General features: G+C 62.0%; 19 protein-coding genes. 12 read left to right on the top strand and 7 right to left on the bottom strand.

From position 1 onward, the window contains the following. Positions 1-319: 319 nt before the first annotated feature. A complete protein-coding gene (locus A2G96_RS11975; RefSeq protein ID WP_145987315.1) occupies positions 320-538 on the bottom strand; it encodes a hypothetical protein in 219 nt (72 codons plus the stop codon). Positions 539-1,524: 986 nt separating this feature from the next. Here A2G96_RS11975 and A2G96_RS33265 point away from each other — a divergent pair. The 7 genes from A2G96_RS33265 (at position 1,525) to A2G96_RS11945 (ending at position 7,581) form a co-directional block, all read left to right on the top strand. Next, positions 1,525-1,827, top strand: coding sequence for a hypothetical protein (locus tag A2G96_RS33265; RefSeq protein WP_116322061.1), 303 nt, complete (start codon positions 1,525-1,527; stop codon positions 1,825-1,827). Between the two features lie 247 nt (positions 1,828-2,074). After that, a complete protein-coding gene (locus tag A2G96_RS11970; protein WP_062799417.1) occupies positions 2,075-2,473 on the top strand; it encodes a hypothetical protein in 399 nt (132 codons plus the stop codon). Positions 2,474-2,763: 290 nt separating this feature from the next. Next, on the top strand, positions 2,764-3,531 hold the full coding sequence (locus A2G96_RS11965) for a class I SAM-dependent methyltransferase (protein WP_231909555.1): 768 nt from the start codon (positions 2,764-2,766) through the stop codon (positions 3,529-3,531). Positions 3,532-3,878: 347 nt separating this feature from the next. After that, positions 3,879-4,355, top strand: a complete 477-nt coding sequence (locus tag A2G96_RS11960) for a CzcE family metal-binding protein (protein ID WP_082819047.1) — start codon at positions 3,879-3,881, stop codon at positions 4,353-4,355. A 129-nt stretch (positions 4,356-4,484) separates the two neighbouring features. Next, positions 4,485-4,721, top strand: coding sequence for a hypothetical protein (locus tag A2G96_RS11955; protein WP_062799411.1), 237 nt, complete (start codon positions 4,485-4,487; stop codon positions 4,719-4,721). A gap of 216 nt (positions 4,722-4,937) precedes the next feature. Further along, positions 4,938-6,761, top strand: a complete 1,824-nt coding sequence (locus A2G96_RS11950) for a phosphoethanolamine transferase (protein WP_231909554.1) — start codon at positions 4,938-4,940, stop codon at positions 6,759-6,761. Between the two features lie 7 nt (positions 6,762-6,768). Beyond that, positions 6,769-7,581 carry a phosphatase PAP2 family protein gene (locus A2G96_RS11945; protein WP_082818929.1) on the top strand — a complete coding sequence of 271 codons (813 nt, stop codon included), beginning with the start codon at positions 6,769-6,771 and terminating at the stop codon, positions 7,579-7,581. Here the strand turns inward: A2G96_RS11945 and A2G96_RS11940 are convergent. Further along, positions 7,546-8,811, bottom strand: a complete 1,266-nt coding sequence (locus A2G96_RS11940) for a hypothetical protein (RefSeq protein WP_062802153.1) — start codon at positions 8,809-8,811, stop codon at positions 7,546-7,548. The genes A2G96_RS11945 and A2G96_RS11940 overlap by 36 nt on opposite strands. Before the next feature lie 175 nt (positions 8,812-8,986). Here A2G96_RS11940 and A2G96_RS11935 point away from each other — a divergent pair, with 175 nt between their 5' ends. The 5 genes from A2G96_RS11935 to A2G96_RS11915 all read left to right on the top strand — a co-directional run bounded on the left by A2G96_RS11935 (position 8,987) and on the right by A2G96_RS11915 (position 13,607). Next, the gene (locus A2G96_RS11935; protein WP_062799407.1) at positions 8,987-9,262 is read left to right on the top strand and encodes a DUF2933 domain-containing protein; all 276 of its coding nucleotides are present in this window, start codon (positions 8,987-8,989) and stop codon (positions 9,260-9,262) included. A gap of 13 nt (positions 9,263-9,275) precedes the next feature. Next, positions 9,276-11,717 carry a heavy metal translocating P-type ATPase gene (locus tag A2G96_RS11930; protein WP_082818928.1) on the top strand — a complete coding sequence of 814 codons (2,442 nt, stop codon included), beginning with the start codon at positions 9,276-9,278 and terminating at the stop codon, positions 11,715-11,717. Positions 11,718-11,781: 64 nt separating this feature from the next. Continuing rightward, entirely contained in the window at positions 11,782-12,198 is a 417-nt protein-coding gene (locus A2G96_RS11925) for a DUF411 domain-containing protein (protein WP_053823085.1), read from the top strand. Between the two features lie 61 nt (positions 12,199-12,259). Beyond that, positions 12,260-12,790 (top strand): c-type cytochrome, encoded by a 531-nt coding sequence (locus tag A2G96_RS11920; protein ID WP_062799403.1) that lies wholly within the window; start codon positions 12,260-12,262, stop codon positions 12,788-12,790. A 619-nt stretch (positions 12,791-13,409) separates the two neighbouring features. Then, positions 13,410-13,607: a hypothetical protein gene (locus tag A2G96_RS11915; protein ID WP_062799402.1), complete on the top strand. Its 198-nt coding sequence runs from the start codon at positions 13,410-13,412 to the stop codon at positions 13,605-13,607. Positions 13,608-13,820: 213 nt separating this feature from the next. On the opposite strand, the gene A2G96_RS34110 is transcribed toward A2G96_RS11915, so the two are convergent. The 5 genes from A2G96_RS34110 to A2G96_RS11895 form a co-directional block, all read right to left on the bottom strand. Next, positions 13,821-14,117 (bottom strand): CzcE family metal-binding protein, encoded by a 297-nt coding sequence (locus A2G96_RS34110; RefSeq protein WP_257733711.1) that lies wholly within the window; start codon positions 14,115-14,117, stop codon positions 13,821-13,823. 429 nt (positions 14,118-14,546) lie between these two features. Next, positions 14,547-15,023 carry a cupredoxin domain-containing protein gene (locus A2G96_RS11910; protein WP_053821774.1) on the bottom strand — a complete coding sequence of 159 codons (477 nt, stop codon included), beginning with the start codon at positions 15,021-15,023 and terminating at the stop codon, positions 14,547-14,549. A gap of 69 nt (positions 15,024-15,092) precedes the next feature. Further along, positions 15,093-16,010: a copper homeostasis membrane protein CopD gene (gene copD, locus A2G96_RS11905; RefSeq protein ID WP_062799400.1), complete on the bottom strand. Its 918-nt coding sequence runs from the start codon at positions 16,008-16,010 to the stop codon at positions 15,093-15,095. Between the two features lie 7 nt (positions 16,011-16,017). Further along, positions 16,018-16,404 carry a copper homeostasis periplasmic binding protein CopC gene (gene copC / locus A2G96_RS11900; protein WP_053823086.1) on the bottom strand — a complete coding sequence of 129 codons (387 nt, stop codon included), beginning with the start codon at positions 16,402-16,404 and terminating at the stop codon, positions 16,018-16,020. 38 nt (positions 16,405-16,442) lie between these two features. After that, complete coding sequence (locus A2G96_RS11895) at positions 16,443-17,711, bottom strand: copper resistance protein B (RefSeq protein ID WP_231909553.1); 1,269 nt, start codon at positions 17,709-17,711, stop codon at positions 16,443-16,445. Positions 17,712-17,722: the final 11 nt, after the last annotated feature.

The raw sequence follows: 17,722 nt of genomic DNA, 5'->3' as shown, positions 1-17,722 counted from the left end.
AGCGGAAATCGTGCAGGGAAGACGAGACGGGCCGCTGACATGTCGGTCACCGGCGCAACCGAATTGACTGACGCAGTCATGGGGACTGCCGGCCTCGACACTGGCTTGCGCCGCTTGAGCAGGTCCGTGTGCTGGCATTTGAGCGATGCCAGCGATACAGCAGCTGTCCAACGGTCCGGCCTGAGCTCGTAGAGGCAAAGCCAGCGCCAGGGTCAGGAGCACGACGAGACGCCAAAGGCGATTCATAGGCTTACGCATTGAACCTCTCCGAGCCGACGTGCGGTAGCGCCGTCGCGGGAACCATATTGAGTATAGAACTTCATCTTGCGCGCGGCACGGTTGAGTCCGACAGCGCGTTGCCTGCAGGGCAGGTCGACGCGAACGACAGGTAGACCTCGTCGAGCATGCGATGGTTGTCGCCGGCCAATTGTTCCAGGGCAGCCAGCAGGTGCTCGGCCACGCTGTACTGCTGCTGTGCGCAGGCCAGACGGAACGCAGCGAACACGTCATCAAATAACGTTGGCGTTGCAGTCGTCATGCTTTCCCCGCTGGATGCGTGGTACGGCCAAGGCGTGATCGCCGCGATGCCGTCCTCATTTGCACTATGGACCTTCCCACGGGGGTAAGGTCAAGCAGTGCGCAGGCTGGCGTCGCGCTTCGATTGAAAACGACCGGTAAGCGCCACCCATCCGCAGCCGCTAGGCGTCGGGTGTAGAGAACGAACTCGCCGCGAATTGCCCCGCCATACGCGGGGCATGCGTTTCAAAACCGTCGATGCATACACGGTCCACTTCCGGCACTGAGGCGTAACACGCAGTCACGCCACGGATCCGAGTCTTTCTGATAGCCGAGCTTTTCGCAAGCGGGGCCCTCAACGCGTAATGAGGTCTCCATATCGCGCTCGGCGTGCGCGGTACGTTCTGCGACGGTCGCGCACCCGGCCAACATGACGGTAATGAGTAATAAGACACGCATGATTTCTCCTTTGCCCTAGATGACGAGAGTCCGTTGCGGTGGTTCAGGGCGCGACACGACCGGGAAGCCAGCGAAGCGGTGTGCAAACGGCAATGCCGTTATCGTGAATCTAGGTTCTGATTGCTTTTGCACCAAGATCTGCCTTTGCAGAAGGGCCCCGCAGCGTGCCATCTTTCAGCGACCTTACTTCACATTGCTATGCAATGACCCAACCATTACATGCTGGGCATCCATGTTCGGTTGGGCTTTCGTCCTAGTGATGTTCATCGGCAGGGGATTGCGACATTCACGACCCGCCAATATTACGCGACCATTACGTGCAGGAATTTTTTCTGTGTTGTCTTGGCCGGCGGGAATGGCAGCAAGCGTTCCCGTTTGGAAATTGCCGCCATCATTACCCAACCATTACGCGGCACTCATCGAGTTCGACTCGCGCGTCATTGCTGGGGTAATACCGTTACAACCGCTCACATTTGTAGGGAAACGCGAACACTGCCGGCAATGCAGAAGTCGTATGCTCCCACCCTCTACGCACGCAAAGGAGAAAACATGAAAAAGCTTCCCATCCTAGTCGGCACCGCGCTGGTCATCGGGTTCAGTTACGCCAATGCGCAGACGCATGGCTACACGCAAGATGGCTATGGTCGGGCCGGCCTCTACCCGTCACGGCCGGCGCCTGCCGCTGTGCACGTCGTGCCCGCGGTTGCGGTGGTACATGATGCCCAGCCCTCGTACGGGCATGGCACTGCGCTGCGCGAGTCGCATCGCCAGCCGCGCCACGGCATCGAACATGGGCGACGTGAGCCTGAGCGCCGCCGGCACAATGCCCCTCACGGTTCACGCGACCACTGACGCACTCGCCTGTTATTGATTGCCCGCTGGCGTGCCGACACCGGCCGGAGCGGGGGACTCCCGCATGATACGGATGCTTTCATCAGAGGCATCGCTTCTAGGCTTCCTTCGTTACCGTGACGCCGGCGTCCGTTGGAAAAAGTCAGGGGAAGCGCCGCGTCTGTCATGTCCACGTCATTCTACTGACAGGCGGCTCGTATAGACTCTCGACTCAATTGATGCTTGATGCCGCCGGATGAGAAGGCTGTTGCGCCACCTATCGCTTTGGCTCGTTGTATTGGCATTGCCGATTCAGAACGTTGGCGCAGCGGCTACTCTTTCGTGCGGCGAGCTGACCGAGTTGCGGCAGGGCGCCGGTCTCTTCGCCATCGTTGCCACCATCGACGTCGCTGACGAGGCGAGCGCCGACCAGGCCGACGCACACTGCGATCCGAGGTCGCATCACTGTCCGGCAAGCAAAGAGCGCGGCAAGGGGCGCGGTTGTCATGCGTGTTCTGCCTGCTCGGCCGCCTCGACACTTGCCATCTTTGCCTTCTCGGGGACCCAAGCATTGTCCATGAACAGCATGCTACCGGCGTCTCTGCAGTGGATATTTGCCAGCACAACGCCTGAAACGCTGCTGCGCCCGCCTTCCCATCATCTCTGACGCCGCCCAAGCAACTCCTGGGCTGGCTACCTCCACCTTCCTAGATCTCGTCCTTCGGCCTGACCGAAGACGAAACAAGCCTGCCTGCGCTCGTCCCTGTGCGAGAGCAAGGTAGGGCAATTATGGTGCGGCGTGCGATTGTCGCCTGGCGGTCGCCCGCGCACATATTGGAGACAGCGATGCGCATCTGTAATCAATGTAAGGCCCCGCTCAAAATTGACGTGTGGGCGTGCACCGCGTGCGGTTGGCAGCCCCGTGTTCTGGCCGGCGTGCTCTGCCTGGCACCCGCCATGATGGTCGACCATGATGGCTTTCACGAACCGCTCTTTGTCGAGTACGAGAAGCTCGAAGCGACGCACTTCTGGTTCGTCTATCGCCGCAAACTGATCCTGGACGCGCTGCAGCGCTACTTTCCGGCCTTGCGCTCGTTCATGGACGTCGGTTGCGGGACCGCGGAGAACCTGCGCGCGATCCAGGCCCGCTTCCCGCGTGCACGCTTGGTCGGCGGCGAGGCATCGTTGCGCGCCCTGATGCAGGGACAGCGCAAATGCAAAGCTCAGTTGTTGCAAATGGATGCCCGTGCCATTCCCTTTGCCCAAGCCTTCGATGTCCTGGGGGCGTTTGACGTCATCGAACACGTCGACGACGACGCCCAAGTATTGGCGGAGATGTACCGGGCCTGCAGGAATGATGGGGGAATCGTATTGACAGTGCCCCAGCATCCGTCGCTGTGGAGCCATATGGACGATGCGGCCAAGCATAAGCGGCGCTATACGCGCCAAGAACTGGTGAAGAAAGTGGAGGCGGCCGGGTTCGAAATCGTGGACGTCACCTCCTTCATGACGCTGCTGCTGCCTGCGATGGCCATCTCCCGGGTGTGGCAGCGCGCCAAGCCGCCCGGCGATGCCATGGACGACGGGTTTCGCATTGGGGCGGCCATGAACGGCATGCTCGGGGGTGTTTGCACCCTCGAGCACAACCTAATACGGGCCGGTTTGCGTTTCCCGGCAGGCGGCTCGCTGCTGCTGGTGGCCAGGAAGAAGGGCTGGACTTTGTAGAGGACGCAGTCACGCGTGGGCCCATCGCGGCGTTTAACGTCAATGACGAGGACGCCGCGGGCCGCGTCTCAAGCGTTCGCCAGGCTCGTCTGTGGCGCAAGAGCGGACGCGTCGGCTTGGGTTCTTCCGAAATGCCTTGGCTCGCGCGGCCGTCAGGGCAGCGTCGCAGGCGCGGCCCTCGCGCCTGACAATCCAGGTCGTTAGCCTCGCCGACGTACCCATTTCTGCGGCGCAGATGGATGCGGGAAAGCTTACGGGGATGTAATTCGCGAGTAACGTCCGCGTGAGTGCCGGTTGCCTACCATGACACTTAAGAGGTTACGCCTCGAAACGTTATGGAGCGCATCATGAACACCAAGAAGACCGCTTTGACCGCATTGGCGCTGGCGGCCGTTTCCGTCCTATCCAGTTCACCGGCGTGGAGTGCGGACCAGACCAGAACCAATGCGGGCGACAACTGGGCGGAGCACGTGCGGCGGCAAGCCGCCGACCAAACCAGCTCATCGGCATCGCTCACAGTGCCCAGCGCAATGGCTACGGCGCAGGCTGCTACCCCATTGGGGCCGCAGGCGACGCTCTTCGGTAGCCTGGCGCCGGCGAACACGGCCGCACGCGCGGTGACGCTCGCTCCCGGCCTGAAGTCTGTCAATGTGGCCTCCGGCGACACCGTTACCTTCCGCAGCGGCGCGCAGGAGGCCACCTGGACGTTCGCCGAATTTGTTCAAGGAAAATCCGTGGATCTTGGCGTCCTGTTCCCGGCAATGCCCAACGCCCAAGGCGTGCGCGTCTATATCGAGCGCAGCAAGCTCTTTACCGGTGGCTAAGAATGGCCGGTTTGCCAGGAGTGACAACATGACACATTTGTAATTTTGTCGTCAGGCCCTGGTGGGGTACATCTTTCTACACTGCAAATGCAGGCTCACTGAGCCACTATCGAAACAAGGAGAAATAGAATGCGTACATTGAAGAAGACTGCCTTGGTGGCATTGACCGTGGCAACCCTTGGTGGCGTCGCGGGCATCGCGAACGCTGGCGTCAATTCGCCGCGCGATACCTTTACCGATGGAGCGCATGCCATGGGCACGCGCGATCCGTTCACCGATGGCAGTCACGCCATGGGCACGCGGGACCCGTTCACCGACGGTAGCCACGCCGTAGGCCCTCGCGACACGTTCAGCGACGGCGCCTAAATCTCGGCAACGCGCCGACTCGTCGGGGCGATGGGCCGCTCGGTGGGCCGGTGCGTTGACGCGGGGCGGGTATCGGGGAAACTGTCCCGATACCCGTTATCGTGCTTGCGCACGCGCCGAGATTCAGCCTTGCCGATGCGCCGGCTCGGGTCGGACCAGGCCTGATCCAGGCAGACGGCATAGGCTGCAGCGGTCGGACCGCACCCAGCCCAGCGAGTGATCATCGCGCCTTCGGCGCGATTCTTTTTGTCCACCACTGGCTCAACACAGCGTTGCGTACTGCAACGCCTGCGGCTGGTAATGTCCCGCCTTTCGCGCCATGCGCCAATGATGGAACCGAATCTAAACCGGTCGCGCCGTGACCCGGCTTCGCCCGGCACACCACCGAGCGGGGCGCGCGCAAATTGGGTGGGTCGCGCCTGGCGTCTGGAGGTCGGCGTCGAGACCTTGCTACTCGGCTTCTGCCTATACTTTGTTCTCGTCCTGAACGGTCCGTTCTGGCGGGCGCTATTTGCCGAACGGACGTTGAGCGGGCTCCGTGATCTGGGCTACGGCGTGGCAGTGGGCACCGCGCTGGTCACGGCGCATTTTGTGCTGCTGGCGCCGTTCATAAACCGCTGGACGGCCAAACCGTTGCTGACAATTTTGGTCGTAGTGGCCGCCGGTGCCAGCTATTTCATGGGTCAATACGGCATCTACCTTGACCCCAGCATGGCCCGCAATGTGCTGCGCACCGACGTGGCGGAAGCTCGCGAGTTGCTAACGCTGCGTATGATGGGCAGCATCGCGCTCTTGGCACTACCACCATTGTTGTTGTTGCCCTGGGTGACGCTGCGCCAGCGCGCACTGACACGAAGCGTCGGCCTGCGCCTGGTCGCGATTTTGGTGGCGATTGTTGCCGGCGTGGGGACGCTGTCCTTGGTGTTTAAGGACTTCGCAGCCCAGATGCGCAATCATAAAGAGATCCGCTATCTGCTCGCGCCGGTCAATGTGGTGTACGCCTTCACCGGGGCGCTGGCACGCGATGCCAGTACCGCGAACCGGCCGCGCCAGCCGGTTGGCACCGACGCCCGGCTCGGCGCTAGCTGGAGCGAGCACAACAAGCCCCTGCTCTTCGTCGTGGTCGTGGGAGAAACCGCACGAGCGGCGGACTGGGGGCTCAGTGGCAGGTCGCCCCATGACACGACGCCGAAGCTGGCGCAGCGCGCTGTGATCAATTTCGCTCAAGTCACCAGTTGCGGCACCAATACCGAGGTCTCGTTGCCCTGTATGTTCTCGCCCCAGGGACGGCGCAATTACGACGAAGATGCCATCAAGGCCAGCGAGTCTTTGCTACACGTCATCGGACGAGCGGGAATGAAGGTGGGGTGGGCAGACAATCAATCAGGATGCAAAGGCGTCTGCGCAGGCCTGCCCACGTGGCAGCCGGATCCTCAGGCTATGTCGGCATTATGCGATCGCGACCGCTGCCTGGATGAAGTGTTGTTAGCCGGGGCGGAAGCTTTGCGGCACCAGCTACCTGGCAGCTTGGTCGTGGTCCTGCACCAACTTGGCAATCATGGTCCCGCGTACTACCGGCGGTATCCGGCCCAATTCGCGCAGTTCGGTCCGACTTGCGACACCGATGATCTCTCGCGCTGTACCCCAGAGCAAATTCGCAACGCGTACGACAATGCATTGCTGTACACCGATCATGTGCTCGCACGCACCATCGACTGGCTCGAACAACTCGAGGCGCGCTATGACACGGCCATGATCTATGTATCAGACCATGGCGAGTCGTTGGGAGAGCGCGGACTGTTCTTGCATGGCATGCCTTACGCGATTGCTCCGCGGGAGCAGACCGAGGTACCGATGGTGATGTGGTTCTCAGACTCATTCGCCCAGCGCATGCGGCTCGATGTCTCCTGCCTGCGCGCGCGGGCGCACGAACCGGCCACACATGACCACCTATTCTCCACAGTCCTGGGCCTGCTGGATATCCGTACCCAGACCCAGGATGCCACCATGGATTTGTCGGCACGCTGCCGCAACGGATAATGCCCCCATGAGAGAAATGCCGTTGGTTCAGACGCCCGCCAGTCAGCGTTGGCTGCGCCAGCAATGGTGGATGCTGGCATCGGCCGCGTTGGTGCTGGCCTACGTGTTCCAGCGCACCGAACTCGACCTCTGGCTCGAGGGCCGTTTCTACGATGTCGGTCGGACGGTCTTCCCGTTGCGCCAGCACTGGCTATTTGAAGCGGTGCTCCACAAGGGCGCGAAGTGGCTCACTTACGTCGCCGTAGCCGCGGCCATGGGTGTCTGCTGGCGGGGCTGGCGGGGGCGTCTGCCTTGGCTGCCGCGTCGCAATGCGTTGCTTGCCGCTGCGGGCATGGTGGTGATCCCGTTGAGCGTCACGCTCCTGAAGCTCATGACGGGACGCCACTGTCCCTGGGACATGGCTCAATTCGGCGGCAGCTTGCCCTATATGCGGTTGCTGGATCCGCTGCCAGCAGACGTCAAGCCGGGACAATGCTTTCCTGCCGGCCACGCCGCTACCGGCTTTCTCTGGGTCGTCTGGGGGATCGCATTGCGTCCTGCCGGCCGTCGCTGGGCGTGGGTTGGGCTGGCTGGCGGACTGCTGCTGGGCGGCACGCTTGGCGCGGCGCGCATGGCGCAGGGCGCGCACTTCTTGTCGCACACGCTCGCAACCCTCTGGGTGGCGTGGGCGGTCAGCTTGCTACTCGCGCGGGGGCTGCGGGCCAACGTCCGGCTAGGCAGCGCCGCGCCGCACCAGGGCCCGAAAGCTTGCCCGCGCCGTCGCCGACCACCGCCAGGACCGGACTCACAACTGTCTCGCGATGGCCTCGATCGGCTTTAAGCCACTGCCAAAGCGCGCAATGCTTTCGCGATGCTCGCGCAGGCTGGAATAGGGGACATAGCGGATATTGAGTGCCGAGACGCGGCTAAAGGCCGGGCGGCTCAATTGCGCGCGCACGTCGCCTTCGCGATCATCCGGCGCGACCAGGAAAAGATGCTTGCGGGCGGACGGGTCGGAGCCGAGGGCCAGATCGAGCAAGCGCACGATACCGGAATAGATCGAGGTGGTATGTTCGACTTCAAAGGCGGCTTCGACCTCGAGGGTGGTGGCATTTAGCCAGACAGTGTCAATCCATGGAACGGTATCGCCTCCCGCCACCAGCAGCGCCGGCGGCAACGTTGAGAGACAGCCCTGGCTCAAGGGCTCGCCGTTGTACAGCCGACTTCGGTCGTTGGTGGCAATCCAAACGGCAAAGCCGAGCGACTTGCCGAGATCGCGCAGCCATCCCTGCACTTCGGTATGGGTGGCGTCTTCGGCCTGCCCCAGCTGAATCTGCCTGGCAAGCGCGGCAGCCTGCTCGCGCACCTTGGCCAGTTCCTGCTGCCAGACGGCCACATCGTCGGCCTGCGCTTGCCGCGGTGGCAGCGGATAGCGCTGCATGCCGATGTCAAACAGTAGGCCCGCGATCGCGCCAAGGTCATTGGAGAGCAAATCCCGATAACGCTGATTCAGGGTGAGTACCCCCTCGCGCATCGCCAGATAGTGATCCCATTTGCCAAGCTTGACCGCCGATCCGGTCAGGGCGTTATAGCCGTTGACAATTGCGGTGTTGAACGGCATCACCAGCGTGGGATGAATGAAATACAGCAGGTTGGCCGCCGCCGGCCCGAGACCCTTGATGCCGAGGCTGCTCAGCTGACGAATCGCATCAAGGACTTCGGATTCGGTGTCACAGCAGTTGCAGGTATGGAGCAGTCTGGCAAAGGCACGCTGATTGTCGGCATGCTCATAGATATCTGGAATGCGCAGTTTTGGCTTCCACAGAAAGGCGTGATCCGCGCCTTTGAAAATCTGCCGTTGCTCTGCGATTGACGACACCACGGTCTCGAGCGATGAGCCCCGATACGCGTTGCCGAATGTACCGGCGTGGATCTCGTCGACCACCGCGCCGATGCCACGCCGAATCGAGCGGAAATTCTTCAGCCGCTCCGGCCAAAGAAACCAGGTTTGATAGGCGCCGGCGGGATCGGTCTTCCAGCGCTCAATGAGGATACGGATGGTGTCGGTCATGGTGTGCATTTTTGCCGGGCAGTGTATCACCGTGAGGCCTTTTGACTTGGCGCAATGTTGACGCGAACCGGCTTGACCTTCCCATTATCGGAAGCTCTACCGTTATCACAAGAAAGCTGGGCGCGGCGATTGACTGCCGGTCAGCTTCCCGTCATGGTCAAGTAAGGAGTCTGTCATGAAAGCATGTCATTCCCAATCGACGCATCACGGCGCCATCGCCGGCCAAGTCCGTCGGTTTCGCTGGTCGCTGCGTTGGGGGATCGTCCTCGCCGCCCTGGCAATCTTCGCCGCCATCGCGCTCGGGATGCCCCGTTGGAGCGCGGTTGCCTCCTGGTTGCCGTTTGCACTAGTGTTATTGTGCCCGTTGATGCATCTATTCCATGGCGGCCACGGGCGCAGCGCGCCGTCGAAAGAGGGCGGCGACTCAGTGGACGGACAGCGCCACGACTAACAGGAGGCCTTCCATGAATGAACCCAGCAGCCAGCGCCACCCACCGAAAGCGGGCCACCCTGACAAGGCAACAGGCCCCGGTCCTGGCGCGCATGCTGACCAGCACCATTCCCATCGCCACGGTGCGCCGCACGACAGCCCAGTGTCGGGCGTCGGCACCGCCAAGGATCCAGTTTGTGGCATGGTGGTGTCGGCCGGCTCGGCATTCCACAGCGAACACGCTGGCATTCCCTATTACTTTTGCAGTGCATCGTGTCAGCGCAAGTTCGAGGCGGACCCGGCCAAGCACGCCGCGGCTGCGGCAGCTCCTACCGCGGCCCCTTCAGCCGCCCCGGATGCGGAATCGGGGCCTCCCGGCACGATCTACACCTGTCCGATGCACCCCGAGATCCGGCAGGATCATCCCGGCAACTGTCCGAAATGCGGCATGGCGCTGGAGCCGCTGTTGCCGGACCTGGACGAGACCGAGAATCCGGAGCTGGTGGATTTTCGGCACCGTTTTTGGTGGACGCTGCCATTGACGGTGGTGACCACGGTGTTGGCCATGCTCGGGCATCGATTTGGGTGGATGGAGGCGGCGACGCAGAGCTGGGTCGAACTGGTCCTGTCGACGCCGGTGGTGCTGTGGGCGGGTTGGCCCTTTTTCGTGCGGTGCATCCAGTCGTTTCTGCATCGCAGCCCCAATATGTGGACGCTGATCGGTCTCGGCACGGGTGCGGCCTATGCCTATAGCGTGGTCGCAACCGTGGCACCGGATGCGTTCCCGCAGACCTTTGCCGCCCACGGCCGCATCGGCGTGTACTTTGAGGCCGCCGCCGTCATCATCTCGTTGACGCTGCTCGGCCAGCTGCTTGAACTTAAGGCGCGATCCCAAACCTCCGCAGCGATAAAATCGTTGCTCGGGCTCGCGCCCAAGACGGCGCGCCGCATCGGACGCGATGGCGCCGAGGAGGATGTGCCCCTCACTCATGTGCATGTCGGCGACTTGTTGCGCGTAAGGCCCGGGGAGAAGGTGCCCGTCGACGGCATCGTGACCGAAGGCAGCAGTTCGGTGGACGAATCCATGATCACCGGTGAACCGATGCCGGTCACCAAGCGCGAGGGCGACCCCGTTATTGGCGCCACCATGAATACCTCAGGCAGCCTGATCATCCGATCGGAGAAGGTTGGCGCACAAACAGTGCTCTCCCAGATCGTACAGATGGTGGCGCAGGCGCAACGCTCAAAGGCGCCGATGCAACGCATGGCCGACAAGGTCGCGGGCGTGTTCGTGCTCGGCGTCATCGGCGTCGCCGTGGTGACGTTCTTTGCCTGGGGCCTGTTCGGTCCACAGCCCAGCTGGGTGTTCGGTCTGATCAATGCAGTTGCGGTCTTGATCATCGCCTGTCCCTGTGCATTGGGGCTGGCCACGCCGATGTCGATCATGGTTGCCAGCGGCAAGGGCGCCACCAACGGCGTGCTGTTCCGCGACGCCGCCGCGATCGAGAACCTGCGCAAGGTCGACACCCTGATCGTCGACAAGACCGGTACCCTGACCGAGGGGCGGCCGGCTTTCGAGCGTGCAATTGGCGCCAATGGCTATGCCGACGACGAAGTCCTGCGGCTGGCGGCGAGCCTGGACCAGGGCAGCGAACATCCGCTGGCCGCGGCGCTGGTTAAGGCGGCCCGCATTCGTGGCTTGGCGCTGGAGAAGTCACAGGACTTTGAGTCGAGCACGGGCATCGGTGTGCGCGGTACGGTCGGTGGGAAGACACTCGCCATTGGTAATACGGCGCTGATGCAAGCCGACGGCATCGACACCGAGGCGCTGCGCGCCCAAGCCGATACGCTGCGCGCACAAGGCGCGAGCGTTATGTATCTCGGCGTCGATGGCCGTCTGGCCGGCCTGCTTGCGGTGTCGGATCCCGTCAAAGGCTCAACGCCCGAGGCGCTGGCGGCCCTGAAGGCCGAAGGCATCCGCGTGGTCATGGCCACCGGCGACGGCGTGGCCACGGCAAAGGCGGTGGCCGCAAGGCTGGACATTGCGGAGTTCCACGGCGAAGTGAAGCCCGCGGACAAGCTTCAACTGGTGAGCCAACTGCAGCAAAGCGGAGCGGTGGTCGCCATGGCCGGTGACGGCATCAATGATGCCCCGGCGCTGGCCAAGTCGGATGTGGGCATCGCCATGGGCACCGGCACCGATGTGGCGATGAACAGTGCGCAGGTGACGTTGGTCAAAGGCGACCTGCGTGGCATTGCGCGCGCACGCGAGCTATCCGAGGCAACCATTCGCAACATGAAACAAAACCTTGGCTTCGCGTTTATCTATAACGCGCTCGGGGTACCGTTAGCGGCAGGGGTGCTGTACCCGTTCACCGGTTTGCTGCTTTCGCCTATGATTGCCGCGTTGGCAATGAGCCTGAGCTCGGCCTCGGTGATCTCCAATGCGCTACGCCTGCGGCAGGCAGAGATTTAAGCTGGCGATGAGGCACTCGACCGGTGCTGACTTGTCTATTGACATGATGTTTTTCGGAGAATCCATGAAGTATTTCTTGGCCACTGCCGCTTTGCTCGCGGCCGCCACCGGCGCGCAAGCGGCCTCGCCGACGCTAACGGTGTACAAGGATCCCAGTTGTGGCTGCTGTGCAGAATGGGTCAAACACGTGAACCAGGCCGGCATTCAGACCAAGGTCATTGATTCGTCCGACATGACGGCGGTCAAAGCCAGGCTCGGCGTCCCGACCCAGTTCGGCTCCTGCCATACCGCGGTGATCGATGGCAGCGCGCAGGTGGTGGAGGGGCACGTGCCGGCAGCAGCGGTGCGCAAGCTCGCTGCGAAGCCGACCTTGAAAGGGGTCGCAGTGCCCGGCATGCCGGCAAACTCGCCAGGCATGGGGCAGATGGACGGAAAGCTTGTGACAGTGGATTTTAGCGGCAAGCCATTCTCGAAAGACTAGGACTGCAGCGGGGCTGCGCGGGTAAGCGTTGCCAGAACTTCAGAACTGCCAGACAAAGGACATGGAAGAGTCAACTCAGTCGCGCTGGATCGTGGCCTGCGGGTTGGTGGTGGCCGCCGCGGCGGCCACCGGGGTCGCGCTCAAGGCGAAACGCTATCTGGAGCCACCCTCCGGTGGACCGCAGACGCTCAGGGAAGGGCGCCAACTGCGCATCGATGCCACGGATGCCGCGCAGCTCGGTCGCGGCAGGCAGCTGTACGCACAGGCCTGCGCGTCGTGCCATGGCGTCAAGCTCGAAGGCCAGCCTAACTGGCGCGAGCGGCTCGCAAATGGCCGGATGCCGGCGCCCCCGCATGATGCATCGGGTCATACCTGGCACCATGCGGACGCGGTGCTGTTTGCCATTACCAAGAACGGGCTCGTTGCCGGCGTGACCGCGCCGAGAGGCTATGTCAGTGACATGCCAGCCTTCGGCCAGTCGATGTCGGATGACGACATCATTGCCGTGCTCGCGTACATCAAGAGCACTTGGCCTGAGAAAATGGCAGTAGCGCAGCGCGAAGCGACCGCGCAGTATGCGAGCCCGAAGTAGCGACCCAAGCAAACACCGCAAGCAGGCGCTTCGGTCAGCGATGGCGCCTACGTCCGTTTCGAGCCTAGCCTGGGCTGCTGCAGTGACCCTGCACGAGCTGTCGCGGTGTGTACGCCACAGCTGACGAACATGTCGCGTTGAGCGGCCGGCTTGCTGGTATTCAGGCGCTTGGATCGGCCTGGTAATTTCTGTCTCTTGCCTGCCTGCCCGCTCGCGCGTGGCACACAGCTGTATGCGAGCAGCGGTCGCGCGCCGTCGAAACGGCTCGAACACGCGTGCCGCTACGCCGATGACTCGTCGTGGGCGAAGATCGGCGAACGCTGCGCCGCACTAATCCCCTTACGTCGTCCAGAAGAGATACAAAAGCCCAAGCACGACCAGCGCCGCCCCAATGATCGAGTAGTAGCGCATGCCATGCAGGGGCTGGTCTGGATGGCCTCGCCGGTGAAAGACGAGTCTCATAGCCGTTATGGAAAGTCGAGCATTGCCATATGGTAGACCCAGCGCCGGTGATTTACCTTGACGTGTCTGCACGGCGGTCATTGAATGAATGCTGAAACGCGTCGCCACGAGAGCGGAACCATCCGCCGATTCACTTCTAGGGGTCCTGGAGACTACGATGCTGACACCACATGAAGTGGCCACCCTTATGCTGATCGACGACGCAGCCCCCAATCTCGCCGACCTCGATCACGCGTCGATCGAGGCATTGATTGAGCGGCAGCTGGTGCATCTGGAAAAATTGGCTTACGGCGATCGTCTGCACATCACGCCGCGGGGCAGTGACTTTTTGCATGCTCTCGATAAATTGCATTAGGCTGGTCTGCAAACGCACTTGCGCACTGAAGGCTATGCGTTGCGCGTTGCGCAGTATGTCGCGATATGGCTAGACCGGCGGTGCCCCTCGGGTCTGCAAGCGCCAAGTCAGCGGACCAAGGCGGACGTTCCACCGCCTACTGGTCCGGATGCGGCGTGGGGGATGGCTGTCGAAGTGGTCGTCTGGCATAGCGTCCAGTAAGCAACCAATACGTCATGAGCTGCCCCGATAGAGCGGGCTTGGCGCGATGATGGCCGTGATGCCTTTGGCTTCCGGCAGATCCGGCAAAAGGAAGTTCAGCGCAACTGCCGATCGTCCACTACTTGTGGTCATAAAGGTCCAAGCCACCGTGCGGTTGGCGCCCCGGAAAGCAACGGTTTCTCCAGAGGTGACATTAACGTATCGCGCACCTGGCCGCAGCGTGATCGACCGAGTCGCCGTCTCGACGGCAGCGGCGGTACCATACAAATCGGCCCTAGCAGGTGGCAAAGGCGCGCACGCCGACGCCATGCCGAAGGCAGAGAGTGCCAGTGTGATCCGTAAAGCCTGCGTAGTAGTCATAATGAGACATCCCTGTCGATGTGCGCAAGGTCTAACGGACCCGCCTGCGACAAACCGACTTCCACCCGCGCCAAGGACGCACGCAGCTTGGTGCTGCGCTGATCTGTGGGCAACTGGCAACCGGCACCCAAACGCGAGTTGCCGCACGATCTAGTCTAATCAGGGCATTCCAACGATAACGTTGCCCAAACGTTACATTCTGGACAGGTAACAATGTGGTCCACGTCATGCCCCACAAGTCAACGCTTCCAAGTGGGGAGGATCACGCGCAGTAAACGGGTCCGCCACGGCGGCACCATGACCCAACCTACGCTGTCGAACCCTCAGCATCGGTGCCGCCGTTTTGTTCGCCGCCGGACGCACCCGTCGTCGCGCTTTTTACTTGACGGCCACCTTGCCGACCATGCCGGCTTCGAAATGGCCCGGCACCAGACAAGCGAAGTCGACGGTCCCAGGACCGTCGAACTGCCACACGAGTGTGCCTTGTTTGCCAGGTGCGAGCATAATCTGGTTCGGGATAGAGTGCTTAGCATCAGGCATGCTGCGCATCATCTGCGCGTGCTCTTTCAACTCAGCGGCGGTACCGATCACCATTTCGTGCTCCACTTTGCCGACATTCCGGACGACAAAACGCACGGTTTCACCGCGCTTGACCTGAATCGAGTCGGGCGCGAAGCGCATCGTGTCGCTCATGGTCACGTTAACCGTGCGTGAGACCTTGGCCGGCTTGCCCGGCTGACCGGCAGCGGACTTACTGGCGCTAGCTGGGCTCGCATGGCCCTCCATGCTGCCGGCAGCCCACACCAGCATCGGCGACAGCCCCAACACCAGCAGCAACGACTTGAGCGTCTTCATGGCATCTCCTTGGCGGTTGTTTGAGAGCAAGACAAGCGCAGCCTTGCTGCGCGGTTCGTGAAAACGTGGCTACATGCCCGCGGGGGATAGGATGCCGAGCGAGGCGACAAGAGCCAGAATGAGCGTTGCCGCACTGGTCTCGAACATCAGGCTGCGCCGCAAGGTACGAACGGCGACGGCATGGTCGCCCGTCCGTACGGCATGCTCCAGGCGCGGGCTCAGATGAAAACGGTTAGCCGCGGCAAGGGCGAGCATGGTACCGAACAGCGCCAGCTTGGACGCCAGCAGTCCACCGTATGAGTTCAGCGACAGTTCTGGCAAGACCGGACCGACAATCAACCAATAGTTCACTGCGCCGGTAATGACCAAGGTTGCGACAACGATCGTACCCACCTGAGCGAAGCCGTTCGAGGTGCGGCTCAGTAGGGCAACCTTGGCAGGTGTGGCAGAGGGATGCGACAACAACACGAACGCGAGCAGAGCGCCGACCCATGCGCCGGCGGCCATTAGATGCGCGATATCCGAGGCAAGGTGAATGTAGCGTCGAATGCCATCATCCATGGCGCCATGGCCGCCCCAGGCAAGCGTGGACAGCGCGACGCCGCCCGCTGCAGCCAGAACCCAGAATTGAAGTTCTGGCCGTTTGCGGACAAACAACGCGACCAGCACGCAGAGGACCAAGGCAACGAGTCGCACGACCCAGGCCGCGCCAAACGCGGTGCCTGTCACAATCATTTCGAAGACATGGCCTTGCAGTTCGGCGTAGGATGCGGCACCGGTCATGCCCTTGGCCATGATGGTGATATTGGCCAGCGACAGGACGATGCCCAGGGCCGCGACCGCCGCGCCAAGCGTCAAAAAGCGCGCACCCGTTGGCGACGCCATTTCCTCACGGCGCAGTGCGTACAAGCCAAACAGCGGCAGACCAAACAGTGCAGTCAGGCCGAAATAGAGTGCGAAACGCACTGCAACAGTTGCCCAGTCCATCGGCGGATCACTTCACGGTGAACGCGATGTTGCCATTAATCGGGTGCGTGTCGGACGACACTGCACGCCAATCGACGCGGTAGCTGCCAGGCGCCAGCGTCTGGGCCGGGGTGATCACCATGGTCTTGGGGTCGTCGCTGCCGGCAACCTTGGCGGCAATTTTCATCGGCGCATGGTTGGCCATGCCGGGCATGCTGGTCATGACGAGGCTGGCCCCGGAGAATTGGGTCGCGAGGTTCTCTGAAAACTTCAGCTCGATCTTCTGCGGCGCCGCCACCTCGGCCTTGTCGGCGGGCATGGACGATACCAGCTTTGGATGGGCGAAGGCTGCAGTACTAGCCAGCACAGCGGCGGCTGCCAGAGCGGCACGAATGGTGAAGCGGGGCGCTTGCATGGTGAACTCCAAATATGAGTGTGGATTGAAATACGTGGTTAGAACCACATGCGAACACCCGCTACAAAACGGGTTTCGCCACTTCGGCCGCCGGCGGTGCGAACCATGTCGGCGGTATTGCCAAAGGTTTGGTACCGTTCAATGCCGATATAGGGAGCGAACTGACGGCTGAACTCATAGCGCAGGCGCAGACCCACGGCACCGCTGGAAAGCCCGCTGCCCACGCCGACCTCGGGATCGTTCTTGCCATAAAGATTGGCCTCGATTCGGGGTTGCAGGATCAGGCGCTGGGTAATTAGCAATTCATACTCGGCTGACAGGCGCAGTGCAGTGCGACCTTCGGTGCCGATATAGCCAGTAGCGTCGACCTCGAACCAGTATGGCGCCAGGCCCTGGATACCGAAGGCCAGCCAGTTTCGGGTTGGCCGGCCATAGCCGGCATCGTTGCGGATACCCAGTTGCGTGTCCCAATAGGTGGCAATGGCATGACCCCACAGCAATTCGGTCCGCGCCTCGTGGATCTTGCGCCTCTCGGATTCGCCTTCGGCCTTGATCACGAGGCGGTTAAAGCTGCTGCCAATCCACGCTTGCGCCTCATAGGCAGCGGCATTGCTCTCATTTCCCTTGACCCATTCCAGCCGGTCAACGAGTACCGAGGCAAATAGGTGTTCGTCTGCCATGTGCAGCGAACGGTGCGGACCAATGGCGTATTGACCCACGCCGAGCTGATAGCCCCCTGAGTAACCGTGCGGGTCGCGCGCATCCGCGGGCGCGCTCCCCCCTTGCATCTGCATGTCACCATGATCCATGCCCTGCATCGAACCCGTGCCTTGCATCTGGCTGTGGTCCATGCCCTGCATCGAACCCATGCCCTGCATCTGGCTGTGGTCCATGCCCTGCATCTGGCTGTGGTCCATGCCCTGCATCGAGTCCATGCCTTGCATCTGGCTGTGGTCCATGCCCTGCATCGAGTCCATGCCTTGCATCTGGCTGTGGTCCATGCCCTGCATCGAGTCCATGCCCTGCATCTGGCCGTGGTCCATGCCCTGCATCGAGTCCATGCCTTGCATCTGGCTGTGGTCCATGCCCTGCATCGAGTCCATGCCTTGCATCTGGCCGTCGGTCGCAGCGGTGCCGCCAACCTTGCCCGAAGACTTTGCTTTCGGAATGGACTTCGCCTTTTCCGCAACGGCGGGCGACGAAGTTTGCGTTGGAACCGCTTCGGTGTGGGCGTGCTGGGCCCAAGCTGCGCTCATGCCAGCGGAAGCAAGCACGGCGGCAAGTACTGTTCTTGTTGGTTTTTCCATGTGCATATCGG

Source organism: Cupriavidus nantongensis (assembly GCF_001598055.1).
Taxonomy (GTDB): Bacteria; Pseudomonadota; Gammaproteobacteria; order Burkholderiales; family Burkholderiaceae; genus Cupriavidus; species Cupriavidus nantongensis.
The sequence above is the reverse complement of the archived record's forward strand: the minus strand, read 5'-3'. Positions and strand labels throughout refer to the sequence as shown.